A 16,851-nucleotide genomic window follows, 5' to 3' on the forward strand; every position below is an offset into this window, starting at 1 on the left:
ATAATACCTATGAAACTTCTTAATCAAATATTAATAATAGGCATTTTTATAAATATTTCTTTTGTAAAAGCCCAAGAAAAACCAATAAGCAAAATTAAAGTTGCCGCACGTTATACAACACAAGGAGTAGAATTGCGTTTTTTCCCTGATAGAAAAAATATTTTAGACTTAGGTCTTCAATCTGGGTTTATTTTAGAAAGAGCCGAAGGGAATTCAAAAAAATTCACTGAAATTACAAGAACAAAGCCTTTTTCTGAAGAAGAATGGGCAATTGCAATGCAACAAGCAAAAACAGAAGAAGAAAAAATACAAATTGAAATATCACAAGATTTTTATATCTCTAGTAAAGAAAAAAAGGGAGGAAACCTTGATTTTACTAAAGGTATTGCAAATTTAAAACAACAAAAAGCAGATGAAGATTTTCAATTTATGGTATCTATTTTAACTGCTATAAAAAATGCAGATGCTGCTAAAGGTTTAGGTCTTGCTTACGTAGATACAAATGTTCTATTGGGAAAGAAATATACCTATAAAGTGAAACTTGTCGGAAATTCATCCATCTATAAAATTGAATCTGTTCCTGTAACGCTTCAAACAACAAACAATAAATCTGCTTATAAAAATAAGGTATATATAAAAACTGGAGATACTAAATTAGGTTTTATTTGGGAAGACCATCCTTATTTATCAGGTGTTGACATTGAACGTAAAATAAACGGCAAGTTCAAAAAACTAAATGATGCCCCAATTTACACTGTTAGAGGAAAAAACTATAAAGGAGTTAAACGTAATGGTTTTAGTGAAGATAGTTTGGTGAATTATCAAAAATATACTTACCTATTTTATGCTCAAACCATTTTTGGTGAACGTGTTAAATTTGCAGAAGTAACCGGTATGCCCCGTGATTTAACACCTCCGCAAAAACCATTTTTAAAACAACCAAAACACATAAAACCAAACGAAGTTCTTATTGAATGGGAAATGAAAGCTCCTATTGCTAAAGATTTTAAAGGTTTTGCCATTTCAAGGTCTAATAAAAATGATGGATATTTTTCATTAATTAATGATAAATTACTACCTAGTACCGCTAGAAAATTTATTGATAAAAGCTTTATCAAAGGAAAAAGTAATTATTACTTAATTCAAGCTTTAGATACAGCCAATAATGTAAGTTCTTCATTTCCAATTTCGGTAACACTTATAGATTCTATCCCTCCAGTAAAGCCAATTTTTATAGATGGAAAAATTGATTCCACTGGTGTTGTTACCATTAACATACAAAAAAATAAAGAACCTGATTTAATGGGTTACAGACTCTACAGATCAAATAGTCCTAAACATGAGTTTTCTCCAATACAAGAAGGCTTTTTATCATTAGACAGTCTTAAAAATAACGTACAAACCGTTTTTAGTGATACGATTACACTTAAATCATTAACTCCTTATATTTATTATAGAGCCGAAGCCTTAGATTTTAACCATAATACCTCTAAGTTTTCGGATATTTTAAAAGTAAAAAGACCAGATATAATTCCACCTACAACGCCTGTATTTAAAAAAGTAAAAGTAGGTGAAGATTTTGTTGAACTCGGATTTTCTTTAAGTAAAAGTCGTGATGTGAAACAGCAACTTCTTTATCGTAAATTAAACCTTAAAGATAAATGGGAACTACTTACAACTTTAAAAAATAATCAAAAAACGTATATTGATAAAAATGTAGAAAAAGGAACTAAATATTATTACACATTGCAAGCTATTGATGACAGTGATAACAAATCTGAGTTCGCAATTCTAGTTATGGGAAAACCTTATGATACTGGTGTTCGCCCTCCAGTTGAAGATTTAAGAATACAACAAAATAAAAACGACATAATTATTACTTGGAAATATCAACTCAAAAACAAACAAACACTATTTTTAATTTATAAACAAAATAAAAATGGTGATTTGGTTCAATACAAAAACACAAGCGAGTTGTTTTTTAAAGAAAAATCAGCTAATAAACCTGCTGTTTATGCCGTAAAAGTTATTACAAAAGATGGTGGTAAATCTAAAATTAGCAAACTAATTAGCATTCAATAAATCATCCTTTTTTATTTTTGGGCTTATAAAAATAACCTATTACTAAAAAATAGACTTAACTAAACATTTTATCAACATCAAACTCTTGTTAAAAAAGAGTTTGATGTTGATTCCTATAAAACAAACTTGTTAGCCATAAACAAAAAAACTACACCTTAAAATAATTTTGTACATTGTAACACTTGTTACACTAAAATAGTGGCTTCTTTTGAAATAAAAAAACCACTAAATAAGGTAACAAAATTAAATGATGTTGATATATACCAAAACAACAATAAACAAATTACTAACTAAAAAATCTACTAATGAAAAAAATTATAGCTCTTCTGTTTTTCGGAATTAGTTTAATTACCTATTCACAAAAGGATAACAGTAAACTGAACACTAATTCCTCAACTCCATTTTTCGTTGGCTTAGCTTCAGGTATTTCAACTCCTTCAGCAAGTTTTAGCGATGATAGTTTTGCTGCAAACGGTAGCTTTATTCATATCTCTGGAGCATATTATTTTTCAAATTTTGGAATAGGTGTTTCTTTTGGGCAAATATCAAATCCAACCAGTAGCAATTTTAACAATTCAACAAATTCACTTGACATCCCAATAATAAATACTTCTGAAAACTGGAAGCAAATCTATTATGGAATTGGGCCAGAATATAAAACAAACTTTGGAAGTTTTAGTGCTACATTTTCCTCCAAAATAGGTTTACAATCGGTTAATTCTGTTGAGCTTCAAAGTAGTTCAAACGTTAATAATATAGATATTTTTACTCCTGTAATAATAATGAAATCAGATAAAAACTCAAGTTTATCTTACTTTTCAACAGGTATAAAATTAGGTTATAACCTAAGCCAAAATTTTAATCTTTCTGTAACAGCCAATTATATGTCTGCACTTTCTAATGGAATTACCCTTTCAAGAAGCAAAATTACAGACACCAATAGAAATGGCATTATTGATGCTGAAGATTTAAAATTTGCTACTGGGTCAGCAACTATAGATTATGAAACATCAACACAAAACATAAAACCACAAACTACTAATTTTGGAATTGGATTGAGTTATTCTTTTGGTTCCAAAAAAGGATACGATTATTATGAAGCAAAGGATGATGAAAATAACAGTACTAAAGCCATAAACCATGATGCTAGTAGAAATAACAACACAAACTCTATTGTGGCTCCTGAATCTAAAGGTGACGGAAATGATGACAAAAATAACGGTACTAGAGCCATAAACCATGATGCTAGTAGAAGTAATAACACAAACTCTATTACTGCTCCTGAATCTAAAGGTGATGGAAATGATGACAAAAATAATGGTACTAGAGCCATAAACCATGATGCTAGTAGAAATAACAACACAAACTCTATTGTGGCTCCTGAATCTAAAGGTGACGGAAATGGTAATAGCACAACTAAAAGAGGGAAAAGAAAAGCAAAAAAAGAATGCTTAGAAAATGGAGGCTCTTTTTGGGAAAGCAGTGATGGATCTTACCATTGTATGATGAAATTATCTACATCTAAACAAGAAGGAAATACAACCAATGAACTATTTAGAAGCAAAAAAAGAAAATGCTTTAAAGCTGGCGGACAATGGGTTACAAATCCTCACGGTTCGTTTTGTTGGAATCCTTCTCAACAAACTGCTAAAGTTGAAGTAAATACTGGAGATAACACTAACTCCTTGTTAAGAGGTATTAAAAAAGAAAAAAATAAACTAGACGAAGATAGTGATGGTGATGGATTATCAGTTGGTTTAGAAATATCAGATAATGCAGATAACGATTGTGACGATAGGGATAGTTCTTCTTTAAAAAGAATGAATAAAGCAGAATTAATTGATGCGATGGCTAAAGATGCTAATTTATCTAAAGCGGATGCCAAAAGAGCACTTGAAGCTTTAACAGCTAACTTATCAAAGTCCTTAAAAAAGGGTAACTCGGTACAATTAATTGGTTTTGGGAATTCTATCTCAGCAAGAGCTGCTAGAACTGGTAGAAATCCTCAAACTGGAGCAACAATTAAAATTGCTGATTATAAAAATCCTAAAAGGATAAATAATTCTCAAGATACTCAAGTTAATAGTGGTAAAACCCAAATGAATAAAGGCGAATTAGTGGATGCTATTGCAAAAGATGCTAATTTATCTAAAGCCGATGCAAAGAAAGCTTTAAATGCTTTCGAGTCTATAGTATCTAAAAAATTAAATACTGGAAAATGTATAAAATTAATTGTACCCGTTGCAATAAATAAAAGAATTAAAGAAGGGGGTAAAACAATTGGTGCTAGTCAAGGAAACAATCTGAACGAAGATGAAGAATTAAACCTAAAACGAAAGCGCCCAGGAAGAACGAAATATTCAAATATTACCTTAAAAAGAAATCAAGTTAAGGATGGTGAAAGCAACGGTACTAGAGCCATAAACCATGATGCAAGTAGAAGTAATAACACAAATTCTATTACTGCTCCTGAATCTAAAGGTGATGGAAATGATAACAAAAATAACGGTACTAGAGCCATAAACCATGATGCAAGTAGAAGTAATAACACAAACTCTATTACTGCTCCTGAATCTAAAGGTGATGGAAATGATGACAAAAATAATGGTACTAGAGCCATAAACCATGATGCTAGTAGAAATAACAACACAAACTCTATTGTGGCTCCTGAATCTAAAGGTGACGGAAATGGTAATAGCACAACTAAAAGAGGTAAAAGAAAAGCAAAAAAAGAATGCTTAGAAAATGGAGGCTCTTTTTGGGAAAGCAGTGATGGATCATACCATTGTATGATGAAATTATCTACATCTAAACAAGAAGGAAATACAACCAATGAACTATTTAGAAGCAAAAAAAGAAAATGCTTTAAGGCTGGTGGAAAATGGGTTACAAATTCTCACGGTTCGTTTTGTTGGAATCCTTCTCAACAAACTGCTAAAGTTGAAGTAAATACTGGAGATAACATTAATTTGCCATTAAGACGTTATGCAACAGAACGCAAAAAAAAGTTTAAAACTAAAGTACCAAGAAAAAATCAACATTCAAATAATAATCTTTCTGGTTACACTACAGAATCAACCATGATATTTGTTAAAGTAGATGAAACTTCTTTAAGGCAGTCTAATACTAAAATTCATAAAGACAATTCTGTTCAAGATAATGACAAAAGAATGTCAAAAAGAACTTTACGAGCTAGAAATGGATACAGAGAAAGAGTACAAGCACGAACACTTAGAACTGCTGATAAAAGATATCGTGATGAAAGAGTGAAAGCACGAACACTTAGAACTAGTGACAAGAGATACAGAGCTAAACGTGATGAAAGAGTAAAAGCACGAACACTTAGAACTAGAGACAAAAGATATAGTAATAAACGTGATGAAAGAGTACAAGCACGAACACTAAGAACTGCTGATAAAAGATATAGAGAGAGAATTAGAGATAATAACGTACGAGATAAAAAAAATACAATTCAGAATAAAAAACCTATAAAAATTACAACAAAAGAAAATAACAAGGTAATTCCTTCAAATGATTTAGATACTCGATATTTAAAGGTTCAAAATTATCAAACTATTCAAATTTCAAAAAGTAAATTTCAATTAACTGCACCACTTTTAATTAGCAAAAATCAAACTGACCTTATAAGTTATAATTGGACTGTTAAAAATAAAACCCAAAATAAAGTAGCTAAATTTACCGGGGAAACCATTCATTATAATTTTGATGTTAGTGGTACTTATGAAATTGAAATAACCCCTGTGGTTAACCATAAAAATTTGAATTCATACCATATCAGTATTATTTGCAATTAATAAATAATATTTTTATGAAATTAAAATTAAGTATTACACTACTTATTTTATTCACTTCTTGGGTTTGTTATGGTCAAATTTCAAACCCAAGACATCCCGCAGAATGGGAAGAAATAAGCAGTGTTATTATGGAATTTCGCTACTTTAAAAAACCAAACGAAAGTTGGGATAAAGCTTTAGATCCTTTTATAAAAACAGCAAAAGCATGTATTGAAGAGAAAATAAATTTTTATATTATAAAACCAACTGAAAATAGCAAGTATTCTCATCAAATGGATTTAGATTCCATTTTTAAAAATAAAAATATTAGCTCACCTTTTGTGCATATTATTTCGAAAGATACTATCTCAGGTTCTTATCCTTGGACAAGAGACCATGGTATGAATTTTGTTTATAAAAACGATGTTGAAAAAGGTTATTTGTATAATTTTTTTGAAGATTATACAGGCAATTTTATAGCAGAACAATTTAACTATCCTAGTGCTATTATAACTCCAGAAAACAATAACGATTATTATACAGATGGCGGTAATTTTTTAACAGATGGACACGGAACATTTAATATCGCTGCAACAGATATCACAGAAGATTTACCAACTAGTTTAAAGTTGAAATATGATTACTTTTATCAATATTTTGGCATACAGAAAACGTTAAATGTACTTGTTCCTTTTGTTCATGTAGATTATTTTTTAAAACTAATTAACGAAGAAACTGCTATTATATCTTATATCCCTAATAATAATTATGACATATCAATAGATGAATATTATGATCATCAATATTATATAGACCAAGCAGCCATTTCAATATCTCAATATTTAAAATCTGCTTTTGGTAGAGAACTGAAACTCATCCCTATCCAAAATGCACCAACAACCTATGATAAAAAAACAGAAACTGTTTTACACACTTCAAAAGCGACTTATACAAACTCTTTAATTTTAAACAAAACTGTTTTAGTACCTCAATATAGTATAGAACCTTTTGATTCGTTAGCAATAAATACATATAAAAAAGTGATGCCTGGCTATAAAATAGTTGGTGTAAATTGTAGACTGTACGGACAATTTTCGGGTGCAATACATTGTTTAACACATGAAATTTATGCAAACAATCCTATTTATATAAAACACAAATGGTATCAAGACATTGTAAAAAATAATTTAAACGGATTTCCAATTAGTATTGTCTCAAAATCACCAAGCGGCATAAAAAAAGCAATCTTATTTTGGAAAACTAGTCAAACTATGCCGTATAAATCTCTTCAAATGAAAAATGTTAAAAATGATATTTTTGAAGCTATTATTCCTACTGCAAATAGTGGCATAACTATTAGTTACTATATACAAGTTCAAAATAATAACGGTAAAACAATTCAAAAACCAATGGTTGCTCCAAAATATTCCTATAGGTTTACTGTTGAATAATGCATGTTTTTGGTTACAGAAAATATTTTTAGATAAACAAGGGTAACAAAAATACTACATTATGTATATAAGGTTGAATATTGATTTTAAAAACAATTAGAAATGAAAACAATTTTACTTATTATTTTAACAACAGTTTTATTTGTTAGTTGCGATAATGATAACGACCCAACAAACAATGTGTGTGATGACAACTACGTAAACACATTAATAACAGATGCTTTTTCTGCAACAAATGGCTATGATGACTTACCAGAATTTATGGATTTAAAAACACACCAATACCGAATAAAAATAAATGCAGATGGTGAAATTTGTAGTGTTGGTTATCAAAACCCAAGCACTTGGACGGGTAATTATATTATTGAAATAATTAATGAAACTACAAATGCATCCTACTCTGGTACACATTCTTTTTCACAAGCACAACTAGATTACCAAAGCATTACTCCTGTTGCTGTAAGTTCAGGAGATATAATTAAAGTGATGCGAACAATAGCTAACAGCACCTCACTTAACGAAACAGTTGGTAGAATATTAAGAAAATCAGATTTTACAAACGTTCCATATCCAATAACACAAGGAAATGTTGAATTTTTAAGTTCTGATTTTTATGGATCAGGAGGACCTGTGCCAAATTTTGGGCAGCCGTATATTCCTTTAGGATTTAAAGTGAATTAAATAAGCTACATAGAGATTAAAAATAAATAATAATATTCCATCCTTTTAAAAATAAGTCATATTATTCGTCCCCACTTTTTTTAGTTCAATGAAATTTCATTTTTAGAAAGCTTCCTTTTTACTTAAATTCATGTAATTTAGCAGTCCTAAAAAAATAAATTTGAATTTCGAAATTACTTTCAATACAAAATGGTCAGATTTTGACCCAAACAGGCATATGCGTCACACGGCTTACAATGATTATGCTGCTGAAGTTAGAGTGCGTTTTTTTCAAGCGCATGGCCTTTCAATAACAGAGTTTGCAAAATTAAATATTGGCCCTATTTTATTTAAAGAAGAAACCTCTTTTTTTAAAGAAATTCACATCGGCGAAAATATTACTGTTAAAATGGAATTAGAAGGTGTTTCTAATGGTATTGAACGTTGGCGTTTTAACCATCAAATATTCAACGAAAAAGGAGAACTCTCTGCGGAAATAAAGGTGTATGGAGCTTGGATAGATTTAGTAAAACGCAAACTAACTGCTCCTCCTCAAAAATTTGTTACAATTTTTGAGAACTTACCTAAGACAAGCAATTTTAAAAAAATTGAATTAAGAAAAAAGAACCTTTAATTATTTAAAATAAGTTCCCACTCTCCTGGTGTATTAATTATAAATGCGAAAATAACATCAAATGTCATTGTTTTTAACTTATTTGAAGTAGTGTAATTTAATTTACACTCAAATGGGTACGTAATATTTTCATAGCCAACATAATTAGGTGTTTCTATTCTATTGCCATTCGTACTGTCTAATCTAATATTTGAAATACTTGTATTATAACTCCCATTTTGCATAAACTTAATTTTTACTTTATTCGTTACAAAACTATCACTTTCCTGTACCTTTCTAAAAGTATAACGATCTACACCTCTATTCCATTTCACACTATAATCTGGTATTTTAGCCTTACCAATATATCTGTCATTTTTCCAAATACCAATTCTAATTGAATCACTACCATTTACCTTAAATACTAATTTTCCCTTTCCATTCATTAATCCATTTTTAAATTGTCCTTCATAATAATTTCCAGAAGCAAATGTTAATACACCCTTACCATTGGGAAGTCCTTTTTTAAAAGAGCCCTTGTATGTATTAATTCCTTTAGCAACACCTTTACCATGAGCTAAACCTTTTTTACATTTACCTAAATATTGTTCTTGAATTCCCTTTTTTAAGACTTTACAATCTGATTTTTTTTGAGCAAATAATATAAAAATACCACCAAAAAAGATAAAAATTAATAATGCAATTTTATTTTTCATACTTTTCATGTTTAATTCTACTTTAAAAGTAGAAAATAAAACCTAATTATTTTACGAACACCTAACTATTCTTAGTTAAATTAATGTTAATCTATAATAATAATTATTACCTTTAAATTTTAGTTCTTAATTTTATCCTACATTTTAATTTATATGAAATCACTTATCTCCATACTTATTTTTATTCTATTTTTTAGTACTACTCTTTTTTCACAACAAAGAGGAAATCATGGGAATTCTTCACAGAAAGCAATGCCACAGAAAATAAATCCTAAAAATATGGCTGGAATTATATCTTATGATTTTGATGAAGTGATAAAAAAGTTAAAAATTAAAGAAACGCCTATCAAAAATATTGTTTCAAAGGCAATCACAACTCATAACAATAAAATAAACGAGCTAAAAACATTTAACTACGAAATATTTAACAATGTAAAATCCTTTTTAACAAAAAAAAGAAATGAAGCCAAATTAAGCCGTGATTTTACTATTATGACAGAGGCTAGAATGAAAGCAAATGAAATGTTAGCTCCTATAAGAGATAAAGTTATTACACAAAAAAGCATTTTAAATACCACACTAAAAAAGGAACTCTCTGAAAAACAATTTAAGAAGTGGCTAAAGTATCAACAAGGAAAACTTAAAGAGTTAAAACCTAAAAATACTCAACAAAGCATGCAAAGTGCACAAAACAGACAGCAAATACAAAGAAATGGACAAAGAAACAGACAAAGACAAAGTATGAATGGAAGACGTTACTAATTCATTGTATAATTATTAAACTATCTATTCCAAAAAAAGTTTCTCAACTAGAGAAGCTTTTTTTGTGTAACTAGGTTTTTTCAACAAAAAAAGCTCCTCATTTCTGAAGAGCTTTGTGCGGGCGGAGAGACTCGAACTCTCACACCTTGCGGCACTAGATCCTAAGTCTAGCGTGTCTACCAATTCCACCACGCCCGCTTAATTATTGTGGGTGCAAATATACACAATACTTTAAAATTGCAAAGCAGTTATTAAATATTTTTTCATTGATTCAAATCCAAATAAAATTGCTTAATTTTGGTTAACTAAAATTAAAATTTAATGGAAAATATAAAAGCATACGTTACTCAGCACAAAGATCGGTTTATTAATGAACTTATTGAATTGTTAAAAATACCATCAATAAGTGCTGATTCAGCCTACAGTCAAGATGTATTAAATACGGCAGATGCAGTAAAAAAAGCACTTTTAACAGCTGGATGTGATACCGTTGAAATTTGTGAAACCCCTGGTTATCCTATTGTATACGGAGAAAAAATAATTGACAATAACTTACCTACCGTTCTTGTTTATGGGCATTATGATGTTCAACCTGCTGATCCAATTGAACTTTGGGATTCTCCTCCTTTTGAACCCGTTATTAAAAAAACTGAAATACATCCTGATGGTGCAATTTTTGCACGTGGCTCTTGTGATGATAAAGGTCAAATGTATATGCATGTAAAAGCATTAGAGTACATGGTTAACAATAATAATTTGCCTTGTAATGTGAAATTTATGATTGAAGGTGAAGAAGAAATAGGCTCAACAAGTTTAGCTTGGTTTGTAGAGCGTAATCAAGAAAAATTGGCTAATGATGTAATTTTAATTTCTGACACTGGTATGATTTCAAATACACAACCATCTATAACTACTGGTTTAAGAGGCTTAAGCTATGTTGAAGTTGAAGTAACAGGCCCAAATAGAGATTTACATTCTGGGCTATATGGAGGAGCTGTTGCAAACCCAATCAATATTTTAACAAAAATGATTGCTTCATTACACGATGAAAATAACCACATTACCATTCCCGGATTTTATGATAAAGTTGAAGAATTATCAACTGAGGAAAGAGCCGAAATGGCAAAAGCTCCCTTCTCGTTAGAGGCGTATAAAAAAGCACTTGATATTGATGAAGTTTATGGAGAAACTGGTTACACTACCAACGAACGAAATTCAATTCGACCAACCTTAGATGTTAATGGAATTTGGGGTGGATATACTGGTGAAGGTGCAAAAACGGTTATTGCAAGTAAAGCACATGCCAAAATTTCTATGCGCTTGGTTCCAAACCAAGATTGGAAAGAAATTACTGAGTTATTCACAAACCATTTCATAAATATTGCTCCAAAAGCAGTTAAAATTAAAGTTACACCTCATCATGGTGGACAAGGTTATGTAACTCCAATCAACAATATTGGCTATAAAGCCGCAAGCAAAGCTTATGAAAAAACCTTTGGTATTACACCAATACCTCAACGATCTGGCGGTAGTATTCCTATTGTAGCCTTATTTGAAAAAGAATTAAAAAGTAAAACTATTTTAATGGGATTTGGTTTAGATAGTGATGCTATCCACTCTCCAAACGAGCATTTTGGCATTTTTAATTACTTAAAAGGAATTGAAACAATTCCGCTATTTTTTAAGTACTTTACAGAAATGAGTAAGTAAATTTTTATTTAGAGCATAGCCAATAAATTACAAGATCCATTTATTACACACCAAAAAGAGGCTGTCTGAAAAGCAATTATACTTGTCATTTTGAACAAAGTGAAAAATCTCAACATCTTGATATATAAGTGTTTAATTTCAAGGAGATTCTTCATTTACATTCAGAATGACACTTTTCAGACAGCCTCTTTAACTTTATACTTTAAAACTTATATTTTCTTCACGTATTTAGTTACAATCACAATTTGAGTAGGTCCAACTTTACCTTCAATATACTCAGCATTATCTCTGTCCAATGTAATTCTCCTCACTGCAGTTCCCTGCTTGGCAATTAGGCTAGATCCTTTTACTTTTAAATCTTTAATAAGCACAACAGAATCTCCTGATTGTAAAACAACACCATTAACATCTCTGTGTACAATTTTATTTTCATCTTCCTCTGCTCCTTCTCCTGTTGCTTTAGCCCATTCTAAATTTTCTTTATCCAAATACAACATATCCAACAAATCTTGCGGCCAACCTTCTGCTCTTAAACGGGATAGCATTCTCCAAGCAACCACCTGAACAGCAGTAACTTCACTCCACATACTGTCGTTTAAACAGCGCCAGTGATTTGCATCAACACTCTCAGGGTTCTCAAGTTGATCAATACACATTTCACATGCAAAAATACTGTCATCAACCGTTCCCTTTGGAGCTGGAGGCACTTTGTAAACTCCTAATTTTTTAGTACTTCCACATAATTCACAACATCCACCACTTCGTTTTTCTAATGTTTCATTCACACTCATTTTTTTGATTTTAAGATTGTAAAAGTACACTTTAAAAACAATTTTGCAAATTACCCTTTAGTACTTGTTTTTTGGGCGTTACTTTTTTTTTGATAACAAAAAAAGAAGTCGGGCTATTCGTTACAAATCCTCGCTATTGCTGTGGGTTTTTCACTGCTATCCCTAACGCAATTATGAACTTTAAAAAATTGAAAATGCTATAAAAATTTAGATAGCGAAAAGAGCAGCAAAAAAAAACAGACAATTCCAAACAGATATCTTTTTTAAAAAAGCCATAAAAAAATGATGAATAAAAAAATGCTCCTCTAAAAAATGGCACTAGTATTAAATTTAATTTTGAAAATCTTAAATAATTATTTTCCCTAGTAGTTGTTTCTCTTTAATATTATCTAAAATTAATAATTTTGTCTCTTTCGTTTCATTCGTTTTTCCATAATTTTTATATACGGTATATTTTAAAATAACAGGGGCTTTACTTTGTTGTACTTTACTTTCAATATTAATTTGCCATTCACCCTTTGCAGCATCAATTAACAAAAATTCTTCGGTATTAAAACCTTGTGTTTTCTCTTCATACAATCGTATTTCATTTGCTAGTTTAGTATGTGACCATGAAAAAAACTTTTTTTGTGGATTTACAAATTGTAATTCAAATTCAGCTTCATTATCATTGTATTCAAAAACAATACGAGCATCATAATCCATTTCCTTTAAATAATTATCTAAAACACCACTTATATCTAATTCTTTTTTATGTTTTAAAAGCAATCCTCTCATTTCATTTGTAACAACTTTTTGAATCCCAGAAAAATCAACTCCCAAATAACCATTATTTTGAATTTTTTTATAAATATCCAATGCTTTCTGATTATAGCCTGTTTCTTGATAAATAAGAGCTAAATCTCTATACGCTTGCGCATCTCTAGGTTTTAACTTCGCTATCTTTTCAAAAATTTGTTTGGCTAAGAAAAAATCTTGTTGTTGTTCATATTTATAAGCTATTAACCTTAAAACCTCTATATTATCTACATTAATTTCTAAACAATTTAAAAGTATTTTAGATGCTAATTCCTTGTTGCCATATTGCAATATAAAATCTGAAATATTTACAAAATACAAAGGGTTATTTAAATAATTTATACGTTGTTTTAAATAATGGGCATAAACTTCATTTAACGTTTGAAATTCTTTTAATTCTTCAATATATTTTTCATTAACAGTGGTGCTAATCAAAGATAAATTTTCAGTAAAATCATTATTTTTTACCAAAGCTGTATTTTCTGAATTTTTAGATTTTTTTCCTGCCAAAGAAGATTTTGTGCTAATTAAAATAACACCATTACTTCCTTCACTTCCCCATCTATTAGTTGCAGCCAATCCCTTTAATATTGTTATTTTATCTATATTATTGGGGTTAATAAAATTAGTTAATTCTGTTCCTCTACCTACTGAACTTGATCTACGTACAGGAGTACCATCAATTATTATAAGAGGAAAAACATTTAACAAAATAGAATTTGCTCTAAATACCATTTGACTTATATCATCATTTTGTCCGTAATGTCTTACTCCTGAAAACTTTCCATGAATAGAAATATTGTCATCTCTTCCTTCTGGCAAATCGTCACCACCTATAGATTGTACTGCATAACCTAGTTTTTTCTTTGCTGTTTTTCCATAGCCTACATCTATAGTTTCTTCTTTTCTAGCTCCTTTCACAACAACCTCTTCTAACTCGTTCTCATCATTTGACAATAAAATTTCAATAAGCGGAGATTCTCCAACTACAATTTCTTTAGTGAGCTTCCCTAAGTAACTAATTGTTAAAATATCACCTTGTTTTGCATTTATCTTAAATTCACCTTTTTCGTTTGTTATAGCACCTGCTGAGTTCCCATTAACTACAATAGTAGCTCCAACTAGCGCTCCATCTGAGCTATAAACTATTCCGCTTACTTCATCAGTGCTAACTTCTTTTGTAAATGCATTTTCTGGCTCTTTATGTGTGCTATTAATTGTTAATTCTACTTTTTTAACATCTTTAATGTTTAACATTGACAACGCTTTTTTAACATCAATTTTCCTCAAATTTATGTACTTCCCTTTTGTCAAGTGGCTTTGTTTTATTAATACTCTAAAATTTGCTTTTTCACTACTATTAATAATGTGCGTTACCGTATTAGTATTAAGAGTAAGTCTATCTAAAGTTTCAATACCATCAGTAAATAAGAATACAATATCAGATTTTTTATGTTCTAACAACACATCAAAATATGCTACTCCATCATAATTTATTTTTAACAAAGTTTCTTTTAGTTGTGACCAATTAGCGTTTTCAATGGTGAAATATTTTTGCAAATCAATACTGTTACTAAACACTATTAATTCAACTTTTGCATTTGGAACATTCTTAAAATAATTAGTTAAAAAATTTAATTCTTTTGCTACATCTTTACCTTGCATAGACAAAGAAGAGTCCCAATAAATAGTAATTTTTTGTACTGGTAGTGTTGCATTTATATTATGCGCTTGTAATAAGGTTATTGTTAAAACATAAGATAAAAAAACGGTAATTATTTTTTTCATAGCTTTTTATATTTAATTAAAGTACTAAAAATAAAGTAATTGTAAATTTCGAGTTTAAATAAACTAATGTTCGTCTGTTCAAGTGATTTTTCGTAATAAAATGGAGAAAAATAGTATTGAGAACCATATAAAAGTTCTATTCGCTATACTAATTCACGAACTCCTGTGGTAAAATTCACTTGAATTGACGGTTTTTATCAAAATGCACAACGGGTTAAAAATAGGCATTATTAAATTAAAAATATAAGCGCTTCAAAAATAATACCGTGAAAAATATGAATAGCTTTTGTAAAAAGGTTAAAGAAATTTACTGGATATTATTTTACAAAAATTGATTTTGTTAAATAGTTCATTTTATAGTTGGATTCTTACAAAGGATAAATAGTAACACTATAGCCTAACCAATTTTGTAATTTATCATAAATTAATTGTTTGTCTTTAGTTGAAAAATCTTTAATTCTAGTTTTATGAGACCCTCCTTTTAATACCATTTTAAGAAAATTAACATGAGGTTTTGGATTAGGCGCGCAAGCTCCCCAAGTATCGTACTCTCCATAGATATATAAAATTTTATTTCCCTGATTTTCTACATAATCACGAACTTTTTTTATATAAGTTGAATTAAAATCTAAATCAACATTTTTAGGTGCAAAACGTAAATTTGTAGGTTCATAAACCTCTTTAATTAAATCTTTTACTGGTGTTATATCAAAACCATAAAAACCTAATTCTGTTAAATGCTGATAATATGAAGGTAATAAATCGTAATATGTTTTATCATTATAAAAGTCTATTCCTACAATTTTATTTAAGTAATTAAATTGTTCTTTTGCTGAAGCATTTTCAACTGTAATTTCATCACATTTCCCACCCCATTGCCAAAAAGAAAATGGAAATTCTAGTACTGCATACTCTAAGGCTTCTTCAGGTGAAACCTTGGTAAAACTCATCTTATTTTCTGTTGCATATTTTAAAATTTCATTCAACACAGAGTCTCTATTTTTTAAAATTAATCGTTGAAATTGAGTAATTTTATTTCTACACTCATCACTACCAATTTTATTTATATGTTCCTGAGTTCTAATATCTTCTTGTCCGTTTATTAAAGGTGTCACATAAGGTACAGCTACGGCCACATCATAGGGGTATTTAAATTTATAAATTAGAACTGTTTCGCCTCCTTTGCTAATTCCTGTTGAAATCCATTTACTTTTATACAGTGTCTTTAGTTTTGTTACCAATTGATGGTAATCTTCAACTGCTTGGTCATTTTTTAAATACTTCCAAGGAATTGAATCTGGACGAGATTTACCATAAAAACGATATTCTACCTGTACCTGATTTCCTTTAAGTATTTTACTTAATTCATATGTTCTTGGGTATGCACTATAACCTTCTGTAACTAAAACAGTTGGTTTTTGAATATCAACATGTGACAAATACACATAATGTTTAAACGTTCCTACACTTATATCATTATGATCCAATGGCTCATTTATAATTAGTTGAAATGCTTTTGTGAAGTGATCTTTCGCTTCTATTTTAGTAATTTCAGCATTTGGAAAAAGATTTTCTAATTTTTGTTGAAAAGTTAATATTTCAATAGGTTCAAGTTTTACAACTCTACAGCCAACAACCAAAAAACTTACAACAAAAAATAGGATAAGAGTTTTATAAAACTTCATA

At 29.6% G+C, this 16,851-nt stretch carries 11 protein-coding genes, 1 tRNA gene and 1 pseudogene; 8 read left to right on the forward strand and 5 right to left on the reverse strand.

The genetic code is table 11. The annotated features are described in order from the left end of the window. Positions 1 to 9 precede the first annotated feature (9 nt). The 6 genes and pseudogenes from Lupro_RS05825 (at position 10) to Lupro_RS05845 (ending at position 8,621) form a co-directional block, all read left to right on the forward strand. Positions 10 to 2,082: a fibronectin type III domain-containing protein gene (locus Lupro_RS05825; RefSeq protein WP_068207213.1), complete on the forward strand. Its 2,073-nt coding sequence runs from the start codon at positions 10 to 12 to the stop codon at positions 2,080 to 2,082. A gap of 1,820 nt (positions 2,083 to 3,902) precedes the next feature. Beyond that, positions 3,903 to 4,124 (forward strand): annotated as a pseudogene (locus Lupro_RS05830) (HU family DNA-binding protein); the annotation flags it as partial. A gap of 57 nt (positions 4,125 to 4,181) precedes the next feature. After that, a complete protein-coding gene (locus Lupro_RS13835; protein ID WP_082703930.1) occupies positions 4,182 to 5,897 on the forward strand; it encodes an HU family DNA-binding protein in 1,716 nt (571 codons plus the stop codon). 14 nt (positions 5,898 to 5,911) lie between these two features. Further along, positions 5,912 to 7,327, forward strand: a complete 1,416-nt coding sequence (locus tag Lupro_RS05835; RefSeq protein WP_068207217.1) for an agmatine deiminase family protein — start codon at positions 5,912 to 5,914, stop codon at positions 7,325 to 7,327. A gap of 102 nt (positions 7,328 to 7,429) precedes the next feature. Continuing rightward, the gene (locus Lupro_RS05840; protein WP_068207220.1) at positions 7,430 to 8,008 is read left to right on the forward strand and encodes a hypothetical protein; all 579 of its coding nucleotides are present in this window, start codon (positions 7,430 to 7,432) and stop codon (positions 8,006 to 8,008) included. Positions 8,009 to 8,168: 160 nt separating this feature from the next. Beyond that, positions 8,169 to 8,621 carry an acyl-CoA thioesterase gene (locus Lupro_RS05845; protein ID WP_068207224.1) on the forward strand — a complete coding sequence of 151 codons (453 nt, stop codon included), beginning with the start codon at positions 8,169 to 8,171 and terminating at the stop codon, positions 8,619 to 8,621. Here Lupro_RS05845 and Lupro_RS05850 read toward each other — a convergent pair. After that, positions 8,618 to 9,316 (reverse strand): MORN repeat-containing protein, encoded by a 699-nt coding sequence (locus tag Lupro_RS05850; protein WP_068207227.1) that lies wholly within the window; start codon positions 9,314 to 9,316, stop codon positions 8,618 to 8,620. The two genes, Lupro_RS05845 and Lupro_RS05850, sit on opposite strands and share 4 nt — an antisense overlap. A 153-nt stretch (positions 9,317 to 9,469) precedes the next feature. On the opposite strand from Lupro_RS05850, the gene Lupro_RS05855 reads away from it, so the two are divergent. After that, a complete protein-coding gene (locus Lupro_RS05855; RefSeq protein WP_068207229.1) occupies positions 9,470 to 10,078 on the forward strand; it encodes a hypothetical protein in 609 nt (202 codons plus the stop codon). Positions 10,079 to 10,194: 116 nt separating this feature from the next. On the opposite strand, the gene Lupro_RS05860 is transcribed toward Lupro_RS05855, so the two are convergent. Then, positions 10,195 to 10,276 (reverse strand) — tRNA-Leu (locus tag Lupro_RS05860). A gap of 123 nt (positions 10,277 to 10,399) precedes the next feature. On the opposite strand from Lupro_RS05860, the gene Lupro_RS05865 reads away from it, so the two are divergent. Further along, entirely contained in the window at positions 10,400 to 11,788 is a 1,389-nt protein-coding gene (locus tag Lupro_RS05865) for a dipeptidase (protein WP_068207232.1), read from the forward strand. A gap of 209 nt (positions 11,789 to 11,997) precedes the next feature. Here Lupro_RS05865 and Lupro_RS05870 read toward each other — a convergent pair whose 3' ends face one another. The 3 genes from Lupro_RS05870 to Lupro_RS05880 all read right to left on the reverse strand — a co-directional run bounded on the left by Lupro_RS05870 (position 11,998) and on the right by Lupro_RS05880 (position 16,850). Continuing rightward, a complete protein-coding gene (locus Lupro_RS05870) occupies positions 11,998 to 12,579 on the reverse strand; it encodes a PhnA domain-containing protein (protein ID WP_068207235.1) in 582 nt (193 codons plus the stop codon). Between the two features lie 345 nt (positions 12,580 to 12,924). After that, positions 12,925 to 15,165, reverse strand: a complete 2,241-nt coding sequence (locus Lupro_RS05875) for a carboxypeptidase-like regulatory domain-containing protein (protein ID WP_068207238.1) — start codon at positions 15,163 to 15,165, stop codon at positions 12,925 to 12,927. Between the two features lie 368 nt (positions 15,166 to 15,533). Further along, positions 15,534 to 16,850 carry a S28 family serine protease gene (locus Lupro_RS05880; RefSeq protein ID WP_068207241.1) on the reverse strand — a complete coding sequence of 439 codons (1,317 nt, stop codon included), beginning with the start codon at positions 16,848 to 16,850 and terminating at the stop codon, positions 15,534 to 15,536. Position 16,851: the final 1 nt, after the last annotated feature.

Origin of the sequence: Lutibacter profundi, assembly GCF_001543325.1 — a bacterium.
GTDB classification, from domain to species: Bacteria; Bacteroidota; Bacteroidia; order Flavobacteriales; family Flavobacteriaceae; genus Lutibacter; species Lutibacter profundi.

Bases quoted from the DNA above. Each gene is read 5' to 3' on its own strand.
- Lupro_RS05865 (WP_068207232.1), top strand. From the start codon at position 10,400: ATGGAAAATATAAAAGCATACGTTACTCAGCACAAAGATCGGTTTATT.
- Lupro_RS05880 (WP_068207241.1), bottom strand. From the start codon at position 16,850: ATGAAGTTTTATAAAACTCTTATCCTATTTTTTGTTGTAAGTTTTTTG.
- Lupro_RS05855 (WP_068207229.1), top strand. From the start codon at position 9,470: ATGAAATCACTTATCTCCATACTTATTTTTATTCTATTTTTTAGTACT.
- Lupro_RS05835 (WP_068207217.1), top strand. From the start codon at position 5,912: ATGAAATTAAAATTAAGTATTACACTACTTATTTTATTCACTTCTTGG.
- Lupro_RS05875 (WP_068207238.1), bottom strand. From the start codon at position 15,165: ATGAAAAAAATAATTACCGTTTTTTTATCTTATGTTTTAACAATAACC.
- Lupro_RS05850 (WP_068207227.1), bottom strand. From the start codon at position 9,316: ATGAAAAATAAAATTGCATTATTAATTTTTATCTTTTTTGGTGGTATT.
- Lupro_RS13835 (WP_082703930.1), top strand. From the start codon at position 4,182: ATGAATAAAGGCGAATTAGTGGATGCTATTGCAAAAGATGCTAATTTA.
- Lupro_RS05825 (WP_068207213.1), top strand. From the start codon at position 10: ATGAAACTTCTTAATCAAATATTAATAATAGGCATTTTTATAAATATT.
- Lupro_RS05840 (WP_068207220.1), top strand. From the start codon at position 7,430: ATGAAAACAATTTTACTTATTATTTTAACAACAGTTTTATTTGTTAGT.
- Lupro_RS05870 (WP_068207235.1), bottom strand. From the start codon at position 12,579: ATGAGTGTGAATGAAACATTAGAAAAACGAAGTGGTGGATGTTGTGAA.